Annotated in this window: 11 protein-coding genes; 3 read left to right on the top strand and 8 right to left on the bottom strand. The window is 73.2% G+C overall.

Annotated elements, in window-relative coordinates:
- Position 1: 1 nt before the first annotated feature.
- Entirely contained in the window at positions 2 to 1129 is a 1128-nt protein-coding gene (locus GA0070613_RS13280) for an LCP family glycopolymer transferase (protein WP_089012581.1), read from the top strand.
- A gap of 1 nt (position 1130) precedes the next feature.
- Here the strand turns inward: GA0070613_RS13280 and GA0070613_RS13275 are convergent, their stop codons facing one another.
- From GA0070613_RS13275 to guaB, 4 genes are all read right to left on the bottom strand, one after another.
- On the bottom strand, positions 1131 to 2594 hold the full coding sequence (locus GA0070613_RS13275; RefSeq protein WP_172875810.1) for a M1 family metallopeptidase: 1464 nt from the start codon (positions 2592 to 2594) through the stop codon (positions 1131 to 1133).
- Between the two features lie 87 nt (positions 2595 to 2681).
- Positions 2682 to 4073, bottom strand: a complete 1392-nt coding sequence (locus tag GA0070613_RS13270; protein WP_089012580.1) for a M1 family metallopeptidase — start codon at positions 4071 to 4073, stop codon at positions 2682 to 2684.
- A gap of 74 nt (positions 4074 to 4147) precedes the next feature.
- On the bottom strand, positions 4148 to 5266 hold the full coding sequence (locus GA0070613_RS13265; RefSeq protein WP_089012579.1) for a GuaB3 family IMP dehydrogenase-related protein: 1119 nt from the start codon (positions 5264 to 5266) through the stop codon (positions 4148 to 4150).
- Between the two features lie 28 nt (positions 5267 to 5294).
- On the bottom strand, positions 5295 to 6857 hold the full coding sequence (gene guaB, locus GA0070613_RS13260) for an IMP dehydrogenase (protein WP_089012578.1): 1563 nt from the start codon (positions 6855 to 6857) through the stop codon (positions 5295 to 5297).
- Between the two features lie 196 nt (positions 6858 to 7053).
- On the opposite strand from guaB, the gene GA0070613_RS13255 reads away from it, so the two are divergent.
- A complete protein-coding gene (locus tag GA0070613_RS13255) occupies positions 7054 to 7464 on the top strand; it encodes a DUF5319 domain-containing protein (RefSeq protein ID WP_089012577.1) in 411 nt (136 codons plus the stop codon).
- A gap of 49 nt (positions 7465 to 7513) precedes the next feature.
- Here the strand turns inward: GA0070613_RS13255 and GA0070613_RS13250 are convergent, their stop codons facing one another.
- On the bottom strand, positions 7514 to 8326 hold the full coding sequence (locus GA0070613_RS13250) for a helix-turn-helix transcriptional regulator (RefSeq protein ID WP_089012576.1): 813 nt from the start codon (positions 8324 to 8326) through the stop codon (positions 7514 to 7516).
- A gap of 254 nt (positions 8327 to 8580) precedes the next feature.
- Between GA0070613_RS13250 and GA0070613_RS13245 the strand changes: the two genes are divergently transcribed.
- The gene (locus tag GA0070613_RS13245) at positions 8581 to 8964 is read left to right on the top strand and encodes a WhiB family transcriptional regulator (protein ID WP_089015921.1); all 384 of its coding nucleotides are present in this window, start codon (positions 8581 to 8583) and stop codon (positions 8962 to 8964) included.
- 265 nt (positions 8965 to 9229) lie between these two features.
- Here the strand turns inward: GA0070613_RS13245 and GA0070613_RS13240 are convergent, their stop codons facing one another.
- The 3 genes from GA0070613_RS13240 to groES form a co-directional block, all read right to left on the bottom strand.
- Positions 9230 to 10912, bottom strand: a complete 1683-nt coding sequence (locus GA0070613_RS13240) for a molybdopterin-dependent oxidoreductase (protein WP_089015920.1) — start codon at positions 10910 to 10912, stop codon at positions 9230 to 9232.
- 123 nt (positions 10913 to 11035) lie between these two features.
- Positions 11036 to 12676, bottom strand: a complete 1641-nt coding sequence (groL, locus tag GA0070613_RS13235; protein ID WP_089012575.1) for a chaperonin GroEL — start codon at positions 12674 to 12676, stop codon at positions 11036 to 11038.
- A 70-nt stretch (positions 12677 to 12746) separates the two neighbouring features.
- Positions 12747 to 13061 (bottom strand): co-chaperone GroES, encoded by a 315-nt coding sequence (groES, locus tag GA0070613_RS13230; RefSeq protein ID WP_089012574.1) that lies wholly within the window; start codon positions 13059 to 13061, stop codon positions 12747 to 12749.
- Between the last annotated feature and the right edge of the window lie 223 nt (positions 13062 to 13284).

Below are 13284 nucleotides of genomic sequence, written 5' to 3'. Positions count from 1 at the left end.
GATGACGCAGGAGACCGCAGGGCCACGACGGCGCTGGACGCTGGGGGTGGCCGCCGTGGTGGCGGTGCTCCTGGTCGCCGCCGGCGCGGTGGTGGCCGCCCGCCTGCTCTCCCGGTCCACCCCCGCGCCCGGCCCGGTGGCCGGCCCGGCCACGCCCACGGCGTCGGCGAGCAGCCCCGCCCCGGCCCAGGCGAGCCCCACCCCGCCGCCCGGCGCCGACCTGACCGGCCCGCTGAACCTGCTGCTCGTCGGGGTGGACACCCGGGTCAGCGTGCCCGGCTGGGAGCCGCACGCCGACGCCGTGCTGGTGCTGCACATGGCGGCCGGGCTGGACCGGGGGTACCTCTTCTCCCTCCCCCGCGACCTGGTGGTGGACATCCCCGCCTACCCGAAGGCCGGTTACCCGGGCGGCCGCACCAAGCTCACCCACGCGATGAGCTACGGCAGCCGGGTGCCCGGCGACAAGAAGCACCCGAGCACCGCCCAGGGGTACGAGCTGCTGCGCACCACGGTCAGCCGGTACACCGGGCTGCGCATCGACGCCGGCGCCGTGATCACCTTCAACGGCTTCGACAAGCTGGTGGACACGCTCGGCGGGGTGGACCTGCACATCGACCAGCGGGTCGCCTCGATCCACCGCCGCCCCGACGGGACGTACCGGGACCGGGTCGGCAACACCTACACCGGGCCGCAGATGGTGTACCAGCCGGGCGACCGGCACCTCACCGGCTGGCAGGCGCTGGACTACGCCCGACAGCGTTACACGGCCGGCGGCGACTACACCCGCCAGCGCCACCAGCAGCAGCTCATCCGGGCGCTGGTCCGGAAGATCCTCGACCAGGGGCTGGCCCGTGATCCCGGGCGGGTGGAGCAGGTGGTCGCCGCCCTGGGCAAGACCCTGGTCTACGCCGGCGGCGGGCGGGGGCTGGTCGACTTCGCGTACGCCCTGGGCGGCCTGCCCGCCGACGGCCTGGTCCTGGTCGGTCTCCCCGGCGACGCGGTCGGCAAGGGCGCGGCCTACCGCGGCGAGCAGCTCCGCCCCGTGGGCCGCCAGTTCCTCGCCGAACTCCGCGCCGACCGCGCCGAGCAGTTCCTCAAGACCCATCCCACCCTGCGGGTGCGGACCTGACTCAGAGCGGCTTCGGCTCGGCGGGGCGTTCAGTGGCGTAGAGCCAGGCGTCGAAGAGCTTGTCCAGCTTCTTGTTCGAGACGCGCTCGGCGAGCGCGCGGAAGTCGGCGGTGGTGGCGTTGCCGTTCTTCTTCTCCTCCGCCCAGGTGCGCAGGATGGTGAAGAAGGCGGTGTCGCCGACCGCCACCCGCAGCGCGTGCACGGTCATCCCGCCCCGCTGGTAGACCGAGTCGCCGAACAGGTGCGCCACCCCCGGCTTCCCCGGCGGGGTACGCCAGACCTGCCCGGACGCCGTCGCGTACCTCAGGTCGAAGGCGCGCTGGACGGTGGACTCGCCGGTGTGCTCGGCCCAGAGCCACTCGGCGTACGTGGCCAGCCCCTCGTTGAGCCAGATGTCCTGCCACCGCTCCAGCGCCACGCTGTTGCCGAACCACTGGTGGGCCAGCTCGTGCGCCACCACCCCGGTGTTGTCGCCCTGCCGGAAGAAGCCCGCGGAGTAGACCGGCCGGGTCTGCGTCTCCAGCGCGTACCGGATCCGGTCGTCGGCGACCACCACCCCGCCGTACGCGTCGAACGGGTACGGCCCGAAGACGCTCTCCAGGTAGTCGGCCACCTCGACGGACCGGTCGATCGACCGGTCCGGGGCGCCCTTCGCCACCTTGGTGGTGACCGCGCTGAACACCGGCCGTCCCTTGTGTTCCCCCGTGGTGACCCGGAACTTCCCGATCACCACCGTGCTGAGGTAGCTGGCCATCGGCGCGCCCTCGGACCACATCCAGGTGGTCCAGCCACCCTGGGTGCTCCGCCCCTTCGGCACGCCGTTGCTGACCGCCGTCAGTCCCTTCGGCACGGTGATCTCGAAGTCGTAGGTGGCCTTGTCCGACGGGTGGTCGTTGACCGGGAACCAGGTGCTCGCCGACTCCGGCTGGCCGAGCGCGATCGCACCGTCCGAGGTGTGCAGCCAGCCGCTCTCGCCGAGCACGTCGTTGTCCAACGCGGCCGGCTTGCCGTCGTACCGGATCTCCGCGACGAAGCCATTGCCGGAGCTGAGGCCGGTCGCCGGGGTGACGATCAGCTCATTGTCGGCGCGGGCGTGGGCGGCGCTGACGCCGTCCACCGTCGCCGAGCGCACGGTCAGCCCCGCCAGGTCCAGGTGGAACGCAGAGAGGTTCTCGGTGGCGGTGGCCCGCACCATGGTGGTTCCGGTCAGCCGGTCCTGCGCCGGGTCGTACCGCACCTGGACGGTGTAGTGGGCGACGTCGTAGCCGCCGTTGCCGTAACTGGGGAAGTAGGGATCGCCGGCGCCGGCCGCACCGGGCGCGAACGTCCGGGCGGCCGTCGGCGAGGCCTGCGCCGGCGCCAGTGACGTCCGTTCCGGGCCGGCCGAGTCGCAGCCGACGAGCGCCAACGTCCCCACCACCAGCAGCCCGAGGCCCCGTCGCACGCCCCGCCGCGTCAGCGTCATCGTCTCGACCCTCCCCGGGAACGACCGCGGCGGCCCCGCCCGGCCGCTCCGCCCGCGGCAGCCTACCGAGCGGCCTGCGGGTCCGCATCACGGCAGGGCCGGGGCGGTGCCGCCGACGAGCCAGGCGTCGAGGAGCGCGCGCAGCGGCCGCCCGCCGACCCGTTCGGCGTACCCGACGAAGTCGGCGGTGGTGGCGGCGCCGTCCCGACGCTCGGCCGTCCAGCCGCGCAGGATGCGGAAGAAGGTGTCGTCGCCGACCGCGCGGCGCAGGGCGTGCACGGCCAGCGCCCCCCGCCGGTAGACGGCGTCGCCGAACATCGCCGGCCGGCCCGGGTCGAGCGACGGGCGGGTCCAGTCGGTGGCCGCGTACTCGGTGGCGAAGGCCCGCCCCACGGTGCGGCCGCCGTCGTGCTCGGTCCAGAGCCATTCCGCGTACGTCGCGAAGCCCTCGTTCAGCCAGATGTCGCTCCACCGGGCCACCGAGACGCTGTCGCCGAACCACTGGTGGGCCAGCTCGTGCGCGACCACCCGGGTGTCGGGCCGGCCGGCGCGGAAGAAGCCCGGACCGTAGACCGGCCGGGACTGGGTCTCCAGGGCGTACCGGATGCGGTCGTCGGCGACCGCGATGCCGCCGTACGCGTCGAACGGGTACGGGCCGAAGCGGCCGGCCAGGAAGTCGGCGATCTCGCCGGTGCGGGCGAGCGAGGCGGCTGCCGGCCCGTCCGCCGGCAGCCCGGCGGCCACCGCGGTGACCATCGGCTTCCCGGCATGGGTGCCGGTCGACACGCGGTAGTTCCCGATCACCAGGGTGGTCAGGTAGCTGGCCATCGGCGAGCCCTCGGACCAGCTCCAGGTGGTCCAGCCGTCCCGGCCCGCCCGGGACCGCAGCACCCCGTTGCTCAGCGCGGCGAGCCCGTCCGGGACGGTCACCTCGACGTCGTAGGTGGCCTTGTCGGAGGGGTGGTCGTCGACCGGGAACCAGGTGCTCGCCGACTCCGGCTGGCCGAGCGCGATCGCGCCGTCCCCGGTGGCCTGGAAGCCGCCGCTGCCCAGCTCACCGATGGGCAGCGGCTGCGGCACCCCGGCGTACGCCACGTCGACCGTGAACCGTCGTCCGGCCGGCAACCCGTGCGCCGGGGTGACGATCAGCTCGGCGTCATCCCGGCGGTGCTTCGCCGGGGCGCCGTCGACGTCAACCCGGTCGACGGTGAGGCCGGCGAGGTCGAGGTTGAACCGGGACAGGCCGGCGGTCGCGGTGGCGGTGATCGTCGCCTCACCGGTGAGCCGGTCACTGCCCGGGTCGTAGCGGACCTTCAGCCGGTAGTGCTCGACGTCGTACCCGCCGTTCCCGGCCCCCGGCACGTACGGGTCGCCCGCGTCGACCGCGCCGGGGCGGAACCGGTCGTCGTCGCCGCCGGTGCAGCCGCCCAGCAGCAGCGCCACGACCTGCGCCGCCGCGTACCACCGCCCGCGCGTCACCCGCCGAGCCTAGATGCGCGACGGCGCGGGTGGGACCGGAATCCACACCCGCGCCGTCGGTCGCTCGCGTCGCCTCAGCGGTCGAGGACGAGGCCGACCTTCTGGAACTCCTTGAGGTCGCGGTAGCCGCACTTGGCCATTGCGCGGCGCAGGCCGCCGAAGAGGTTGAGCTGGCCGTCCGGCTCGTCGGCCGGGCCGAAGAGGAGCCGCTCCATCGAGCCGAGCGGCTCGCCGGCCACCTCGAACGCGCCACGGGGCAGCGACGGGTGGCTGGCGGCGGAGTGCCACCAGGCGCCACCGGCGGGGGCCTCCTCGCAGAGCGAGAGCGCCTCGCCGAGCATCACCGCGTCCGCGCCGCAGCCGAGCGCCTTGGCGATGTCGCCGGAGGTCTGGATGTCGCCGTCGGCGATCAGGTGCACGTACCGGCCACCGGTCTCGTCGAGGTAGTCCCGGCGGGCCGCCGCCGCGTCGGCGATCGCGGTGGCCATCGGCACCCGGATGCCGAGCACCGACTCGGTGGTCGACCAGTCGTCGCCGCCGATGCCGACGATCACGCCGGCCGCGCCGGTGCGCATCAGGTGCAGCGCGGTCTTGTAGTCGGTGCAACCGCCGACGATGACCGGCAGGTCGAGGTCGGCGATGAACTCCTTGAGGTTGAGCGGCTCGTCGGTGGTGGAGACGTGCTCGGCGGACACGATGGTGCCCTGGATGACCAGGATGTCCACGCCGGCGTCGAGGATCACCGGGGCGAGCGCCAGGGTGTGCTGCGGGGAGACCCGGACGGCCACCGTGCCGCCGCCGGCCCGCAGCTCACGGACCCGCTCGGCGATCAGGTCGGGGCGGATCGGCTCGGCGTACACCTCCTGGAGCCGCTTGGTGGCGCGGGCGTCCTCGTCGAGGCCGGCGAGCTCCTCCAGCACCTTGGTCGGGTTCTCGTACCGGGTCCAGAGGCCCTCGACGTTGAGCACGCCGAGCCCGCCGAGCTGGCCGAGCCGGACGGCGGACGAGGGGCTCATCGTCGCGTCGGAGGGGTGCCCGAGGCAGGGGATGCCGAACTGGTACGCGTCGAGCTGCCAGGCGGTGGAGACGTCGTCGACGTCCCGGGTCCGGCGGCTCGGCACGATGGCGATGTCGTCCAGGTGGTAGCCGCGCTGCGCGGTCTTGCCCAGCCCGATCTCGACCACGTCACGCATGGGGACTCCAGTTGTTTGGGGGTGATGGTCAGCGGGAGTGGTAGTTCGGCGCCTCGACCGTCATCTGGATGTCGTGCGGGTGGCTCTCCTTGAGCCCGGCCGCGGTGATCCGGATGAGCTGGCCCCGCCGGTGCAGCTCGGGGATGCTCTCCGCGCCGACGTAGCCCATCGCGGCCCGCAGCCCGCCGATGAGCTGGTGGGCGACCGCGGAGAGCGGGCCACGGTAGGGCACCTGGCCCTCGACGCCCTCGGGGACCAGCTTGTCCTCGGCGAGCACGTCCTGCTGGAAGTAGCGGTCCTTGGAGTAGGACTTGGCCTGGCCGCGGGACTGCATCGCGCCGAGCGAGCCCATCCCCCGGTACGCCTTGTACTGCTTGCCGTTGATGAAGATCAGCTCACCGGGGCTCTCCTCGCAGCCGGCCAGCAGGCTGCCGAGCATCACCGTGTCGGCGCCGGCCACGAGCGCCTTGGCGATGTCGCCGGAGTACTGGATGCCGCCGTCGCCGATGACCGGCACGCCGGCCGGCCGGGCGGCCCGCGCGGCCTCCATGATCGCGGTGATCTGCGGTACGCCGACCCCGGCGACGATCCGGGTGGTGCAGATCGCGCCCGGGCCGACACCCACCTTGATGCCGTCGGCGCCCGCATCGACCAGCGCCTTCGCGCCGGCGTACGTGGCCACGTTGCCGCCGACGATGTCGATGGCGACGTCGGACTTGAGCTGGCGGACCATGTCCAGCACGGCCCGCTGGTGCCCGTGCGCGGTGTCCACGATGAGCACGTCCACGCCCGCGTCGACCAGAGTGCGGGCCCGCTTGTACGCGTCCTCGCCGACGCCGACCGCGGCGGCGACCCGGAGCCGGCCGGCGGCGTCCTTGGTGGCGTTCGGGTACTGCTCGCTCTTGGTGAAGTCCTTGACGGTGATCAGGCCGCGCAGCCGGCCCGACTCGTCGACGATCGGCAGCTTCTCCACCTTGTGCCGGCGCAGCAGGTCGAGCGCGTCGTCCTTGCTCACCCCGACCGGGGCGGTGATCAGCGGGGGCCGGGTCATGATCGAGTGGACCGGGGTGGCCGGGTCGGAGACGAAGCGCATGTCGCGGTTGGTGACGATGCCGACCAGCTGGCCGTCGGCGTCGACCACCGGCACGCCGGAGATCCGGTACCGCCCGCAGAGCTCGTCGACCTCCCGGAGGGTGTCGTCCGGGCTGGCGGTGACCGGGTTGGTGATCATGCCCGACTCGGAGCGCTTCACCAGGTCGACCTGGAGCGCCTGGTCCTCCAGGGAGAGGTTGCGGTGCAGCACGCCGATGCCACCCTGCCGGGCCATGGCGATCGCCATCCGCGCCTCGGTGACGGTGTCCATCGCGCTGGAGAGCAGCGGCACGGTCAGCTCGACGTTGCGGGTGAGCCTCGTGCGGGTGTTGACCCGGCTGGGCACGACGTCCGACTCGCCCGGCTGGAGCAGCACGTCGTCGAAGGTCAGCCCGAGCGGCACCACCCGCGCCGAGCCGGCGGGCAGCTCCGGCAGGTGACCGCCCAGCTCGCCGTTGTCGGCGCCGGCCGGAAGATCGGTGCTGGGCGAATTTTCCACGATTGCTCTCCTGAGCTGGTCGGACGGGCTTCAGCGAGGCGGCGCGTGCGGGCACCGGCGCACGCCGGGGCGACGGCGCGTCGCTTCATCGTACCCATTGAGCTGGGCCGGCCCCGGCAGTGGCGGCGGGGATGAGCGGCGCCACCGTGAGCGTCGGGGGCGGACTTCCCTCGCCGGTTGGGACTACGGTGAGGGGGTGCACGACGAGCCCATCGACCCGTTCAACGGCGACCCGGCCGATCCGACCGCCGGCTTGCAGGATCCGCGCGAGGATGACCCGCTGGACCCGCTGACCGAGGTCGAGCGTCAGGACGTCCTGGAGGATCTCGCCGACCTGGAGATCTACCAGGCCCTGCTGGCGCCGATCGGGGTGCGCGGGCTGGTCATCGAGTGCGAGGACTGCCGCGAGCCGCACTACTTCGACTGGGACCTGCTCCGGGGCAACCTGCGCCACCTGCTCAGCTCCGGTCGGCCGCGGGTGCACGAGCCGGCCTACGACCCGGACCCGGACCACTACGTCACCTGGGACTACGCCCGCGGCTACGCCGACGGGGTGCACGACACACTGACCGAGGGCACCGAGGAGGACGACTCCTCGGACGCCTGACCCGCCGGGCCCGGCCCGCGGGTGGCACGGTCGCCGGCGGTGGGGCGGCTCAGGCGACCAGTCCGGCGCGGAAGCCGGCGGCCACGGCGTGCGCCCGGTCCCGGGCGCCGAGCTTGCGGAACAGCCGCCGGGCGTGGGTCTTGACGGTGTCCTCGGAGACGAACAACTCCCGGCCGATCTCCGCGTTGCTCTTCCCCTCGGCCATGCCGAGCAGCACCTGGAGCTCCCGTTCGGTCAGGCCGACGGGGTTCCGGCCGGTTCGCGCGCCGGCGCGCTGCTGGCCACTCGGCGGCGCGGGTTCCGGCTCACCGGCGGCCGGCTCGGGCTCGTCGTCGCCGCGCTGCACCGGCACCACCGTCGGCACCCCGCCCGTTCCCTCCCCGGGGACGGTCGCCCAGCCGGGCGCCGGCCGCCCCGGCGCCGCGGGCCGTACCGGCCCGCCGACGGCCGCGGCGTCCCGGGCCGGGTCGGTGACCCGGTGCCGGGCCGGCCGTCCGGGCGCGGCGAGCAGCAGCAGCGCCTTCGCCACCGCGCTGGTGAGGTCGTGGTCGGCGCCCTGGATCAACCCCCGCGCCCCGGCGCTGATGGTGGCCGCGGCCGCCTCGGACTCCTCGGTGCCGAGCAGCAGCACCGCGGCCTGGGGCGCCCGGGCGAGCACCCGGCGTACGAAGCCGGCGCTGTCGGGCCGGGTGAGGGCGGTGTCGGCGAGCACGACGTCCACCGGACGCTCGGCGAGCCGCAGCATCACCTCGGGATCGGAGACGGCGGTCCGGACGATCGCGGACAGCCCGAGTCGGGCCGCCGCGGAGGTCAGCTGCTGGGCCGCGGTCGGTGTCCGAACGCACACGAGAACGGTACGCACAGTGGTCTCCTCTCCGCCTCAGAGCAGACCACGGTCGGGTCGCGTCGCGAGGAGGTTCCGGGCAAACATCCGAACTTTTCCGGCAGATGGGGCATATGCCGCTAGTTGTCCGAGGTTTTCGATCACAGATGTGTGAGCGCGGGAAAGCCCGGGTACCGAGACGCCAGGCCGGAAACGGTGCGCCTGCGCGGACCGCCGCCCGGTAGCTGGCCATGAAGGATTCTCCGCGGTGCCGCGCGGGAGGAGGGGTGCTGATGTCGAACGTACGTAGACTGCCCGGACCCATCGTCGATCTCTGGGACTGGCAGCGGCTCGGTGCCTGCCGGGGCCGGGACAGCGCCCAGTTCTTCCACCCGGACGGCGAGCGCGGCTCGTCGCGGCTGCGCCGCGAGTCCGGCGCCAAGGCCGTCTGCCGGGCCTGCCCGGTGCGCGCCGAGTGCGCCGCGCACGCCCTCGCGGTCCGCGAGCCGTACGGCGTGTGGGGCGGATTCAGCGAGTCCGAGCGGCTCCGGCTGCTCGCCCTCGGCTGGGAGGACCTGGCCGACCGCCGGCAGAGCCGGGTCGACGTCGCCCGACTGGAGGCCCGCCTCGGCCGGCCGCACAAGTCGACCGTGCCGGACCAGCGGAAGATCGCCTGACCCCGGCCGCCCAGACGCACCGGCGCCGCGTCCCCACCCTCGGGGGCGCGGCGCCGTCGTCACAACGCAGGCGCCGGAGCCGCCGAGTCGGAACTCCGGTGCGGTCGGTACGAGGCTGATGACGCGAATGGATCGGCACGACGACCGATTCATCGACGACATCAGCTTCGTAGCGTCCGACAGCCACTCTCCCTTCCGCTCCGTCACCCCGGCGCCATCGCCGGGCGCGGTACGGAACCAGGCGGCGACCGCGCGGATCAGCGGATCAGCGGACCGTGACCTTCACGCTGTGCCAGCCGGTGGCGCCGTCCGGCTCGACCGGCCGGCGCTCCGGCGTCTGGGTGACGCCGTCGGCGTCCGTGGCCCGCACCTGGAGGGTGTGCTCGCCCGGGGTGGCCGCCCAGCGCCAGGACCACTGCACCCAGGTGTCCACCGAGACCGTCGGGGCGAGCGTCGCCTCCCGCCAGGGGCCGCCGTCGACGCGTACCTCGACCTTGCGGATGCCCCGGTGCTGGGCCCAGGCCACCCCGGCGACCATCACCGGACCGGCGGTGAGCCGGTTGCGCGACCGGGGCGTGTCGATCCGCGACTCGGTCTTGATCGGCCCCTGCGCCGACCAACCGCGCGGCACCCAGTACGCGTCGAAGTCGGCGAAGCTGGTCAGCTCCAGCTCGGTCACCCACTTGCAGGCCGAGACGTAGCCGTACAGCCCCGGCACCACCATCCGCACCGGGAAGCCGTGCTCGACCGGCAGCGGCTCCCCGTTCATCCCGACCGCGAGCAGCGCGTCCCGCCCGTCCCGCAGCACCGCGGTCGGGGTGCCGCAGGTCCAGCCGTCGACCGAACGGCCGACCACCTGGTCGGCGTCCTCCTCCGGTTCGGCCTCGTCGAGCAGCTCCTTGATCGGCACGCCCAGCCAGCGCGCGTTGCCGATCAGGTCCCCGCCCACGTCGTTGGAGACGCAGGCCAGGGTGACGTACCGCTCCACCATCGGCCGGGCGAGCAGGTCGGCGAAGCTCAGCTCGATCTCCCGGCGCACCCGGCCGTGGATGCGCAGCCGCCAGGTCGCCGGGTCCACCTGCGGCACCACCAGGGCGGTGTCGATCCGGTAGAACCCCGAGTTCGGGGTCACGTACGGGGCGAGCTGGGCCAGCGAGAGGTCGGCGCCGGCCGGTACCGCCGGCCCGGCGGCCAACGGGGTCGGCAACGCGACGGCCCGCCGGGCCGCCGACACGCCCCGCCGCCCGGCCAGCCAGTGCCCGCCGATCCCGGCCACCGCGGCCACGCCCATCAGCGTCCCGACCCCGGTCAGGAAGCGCCGCCGCCCGTCGGGGTCGACCTCGTCGCCACCGGCTGCGGGTCGCACCGCCGGCTCGACGGGCCGGTCCTCGGCCTCGGCCGGCTCGCCGGGCCGGGCAGCCGCCGCGGTCTCCGCGCCCGGGCCCGGAGCCGGTTCCCGGCCGGGTGGGACCGGCGGCGCCGGGGCGGCCGGTGGCGACCACGACCAGAGCTCGGGTTGCAGCGGCCCGGCCAGGAGCAGCCAGAGTGCCATCGCGCCGAGCGCACCGCCGATCAGCGAGGGGAGCGCGTCGAAGACGTTCGCGCCGGCCCGGGTCAGCGCGGCGGCCACCCCGAGGGCGGCGAAGGCCGCGATGCCGGCCAGCCCGATCCAGAGCCGGCGGGCGGCCAGCACCCCCAGCACCGCGGCGAACCCGGCCAGCAGCACCGCCGTCCCGACCAGCAGGGCGATCTTGTCGTACGTGCCGAAGAGCGAGATGGCGAACTGCTTCAGGGTCTCGGGGACCACGTCGACGATCAGCCCGCCGACCGCGATCAGCGGCGCGGAACGGGCGCCGGTGAGGACGGCCACCGGTTCGGCGGCGCCGATCGCCACGGCGGCGGCGGTGATCCCGGCCAGCGCGGCGTACCCGCGGGACGTGGTGGTCATCGGACCAGTCTTGTCGATCACGGCGCCGGACCGGTAGCGGCGTCAGCGTTCCGTAACCAGATACGGGTCAGGGCACACCGTCGGCGTGACGGTGTGCCCTGACGTCGTCCGTACGGCGTCGGGTCAGAAGCCCGGGCCGTGCTGGTGACCGTGGCCGTGGCCGTGGCCACCGGCGGCGGCCGGCTCGGCCTTCTCCGGCTTCTCCACCACGAGGCTCTCGGTGGTGAGCAGCAGGCCGGCGATCGACGCGGCGTTGGTGACCGCGTTGCGGGTCACCTTCACCGGGTCGATGATGCCGGACTTGACCAGGTCGACGTACTGGCCGGCGGCGGCGTCGAGGCCGTTGCCCCATTCCTTGCCGGCGACCTTCTGCACCACCACGTAGCCGTCGTGGCCCGCGTTCTGGGCGATCCAGCGCAGCGGCTCGACCAGCGCCTTGCGCACGATCGAGACGCCGGTCTTCTCGTCACCGGTGAAGCCCAGGTCGTCGTCGAGCACCGGCAGGATCTGGGCCAGGGCGGCGCCGCCGCCGGGGACCGTACCCTCCTCGACCGCGGCCTTGGTCGCCGCGATGGCGTCCTCGATGCGGTGCTTGCGCTCCTTCATCTCGACCTCGGTCGCCGCGCCCACCTTGATGACCGCGATGCCGCCGGAGAGCTTCGCCAGCCGCTCGGCCAGCTTCTCCCGGTCCCACTCGGAGTCCGAGGCCTCGATCTCCTTGCGGATCTGGGCGATCCGGTCGGCGACCTCGGAGGCCTGGCCGCCACCGTCGACGACGGTGGTGTTCTCCTTGTCGACCACCACGCGCCGGGCGGTGCCCAGCACCTCGAGGCCGACCTGGTCGAGCTTGTAGCCGAGCTCGGGCGCGACCAGCTCGGCGCCGGTCAGGATCGCCATGTCCTGGAGCATCGCCTTGCGACGGTCACCGAAGCCGGGGGCCTTCACCGCGCAGACCTTGAGGGTCTTGCGGATGGCGTTGACCACCAGCGTGGACAGGGCCTGGCCCTCGACGTCCTCGGCGATGATCAGGAGCGGCTTGTTGTTCTGGAGGACCTTCTCCAGCAGCGGCAGCAGCTCCTCGATCGCCGAGATCTTCTGCGTGGTGATCAGGATGTACGGGTCCTCCAGGACCGACTCCTGCCCCTCCACGTCGGTGACGAAGTTCGGGGAGATGAAGCCCTTGTCGAACTGGAGACCCTCGGTCACCTCCAGCTCGGTGGTGAGCGCGGAGCCCTCCTCGACGGTGATGACACCGTCGCGGCCGACCTTCTCCATCGCCTCGGCGATCAGCTCGCCGATGGTGGCATCCTGCGCGGAGATCGTCGCGACGTGCGCGACGGACTCCTTGTCGGCCACCTCGACGGCCCGGCCGAGCAGCGCCTCGGAGACCTTGGCGGCCGCCGCGTCGATGCCCCGCTTGAGGCCGGCCGGGTTGGCGCCGGCGGTCACGTTGCGCAAGCCCTCGCGGACCATCGCCTGGGCCAGCACTGTCGCGGTGGTGGTCCCGTCGCCGGCGACGTCGTTGGTCTTGGTCGCCACCTCCTTGACCAGCTGCGCGCCGAGGTTCTCGTACGGGTTGGTGAGCTCGATCTCCTTGGCGATGGTCACGCCATCGTTGGTGATCGTCGGCGCACCGAATTTCTTGTCCAGGACGACGTTGCGCCCGCGCGGGCCGAGGGTGACCTTGACCGTGTCCGCGAGGGCGTTGACACCGTGCTCGAGCAGGTGTCGGGCGTCGTCCGAGAAGCTCAGGATCTTCGCCATGAATGTCCCTTCGAAGCGACGTTGCCCCGGCCCGGCGAGCCGGACCGGGGCAACGACACTGATCGGTTGCTTACTTCTCGATGACCGCGAGGACGTCGCGGGCGGAGAGCACCAGGTACTCCTCGCCGGCGTACTTGACCTCGGTGCCGCCGTACTTCGAGTAGATGACGGTGTCGCCGACCTTGACGTCAACCGGGATCCGGTTGCCCTTGTCGTCGACTCGGCCCGGGCCGACAGCGAGGACGGTGCCCTCCTGCGGCTTCTCCTTGGCGGTGTCGGGGATCACGATGCCCGACGCCGTGGTGGTCTCAGCCTCGTTCGCCTGGACCAGGATCCGGTCCTCGAGCGGCTTGATCGCAACCTTGGTCGCGGTAGTCACGGGCATACCCTCCTGGGGTACTGGTTTCGTTGCCGGACGGCAAGCCGAACGGCGTCAATCTGCCACATGCCACCGGGCGGGGCCGTCGTCGCGGGTGCCGGTCCGCCTGGCGTTCAGCGCCCGGGCCGAGGCCCGGAAGCTGGCACCCTCGATGGGAGAGTGCTAATCGCAGGTTATTCCTCGGCTAGCACTCCGTCAAGGAGAGTGCCAATCCACCGCCCGGCGCGTC

The organism is Micromonospora inositola, assembly GCF_900090285.1.
In the GTDB taxonomy this organism is placed as follows: domain Bacteria; phylum Actinomycetota; class Actinomycetes; order Mycobacteriales; family Micromonosporaceae; genus Micromonospora; species Micromonospora inositola.
This window is presented reverse-complemented; position numbering and strand designations above follow the sequence as displayed.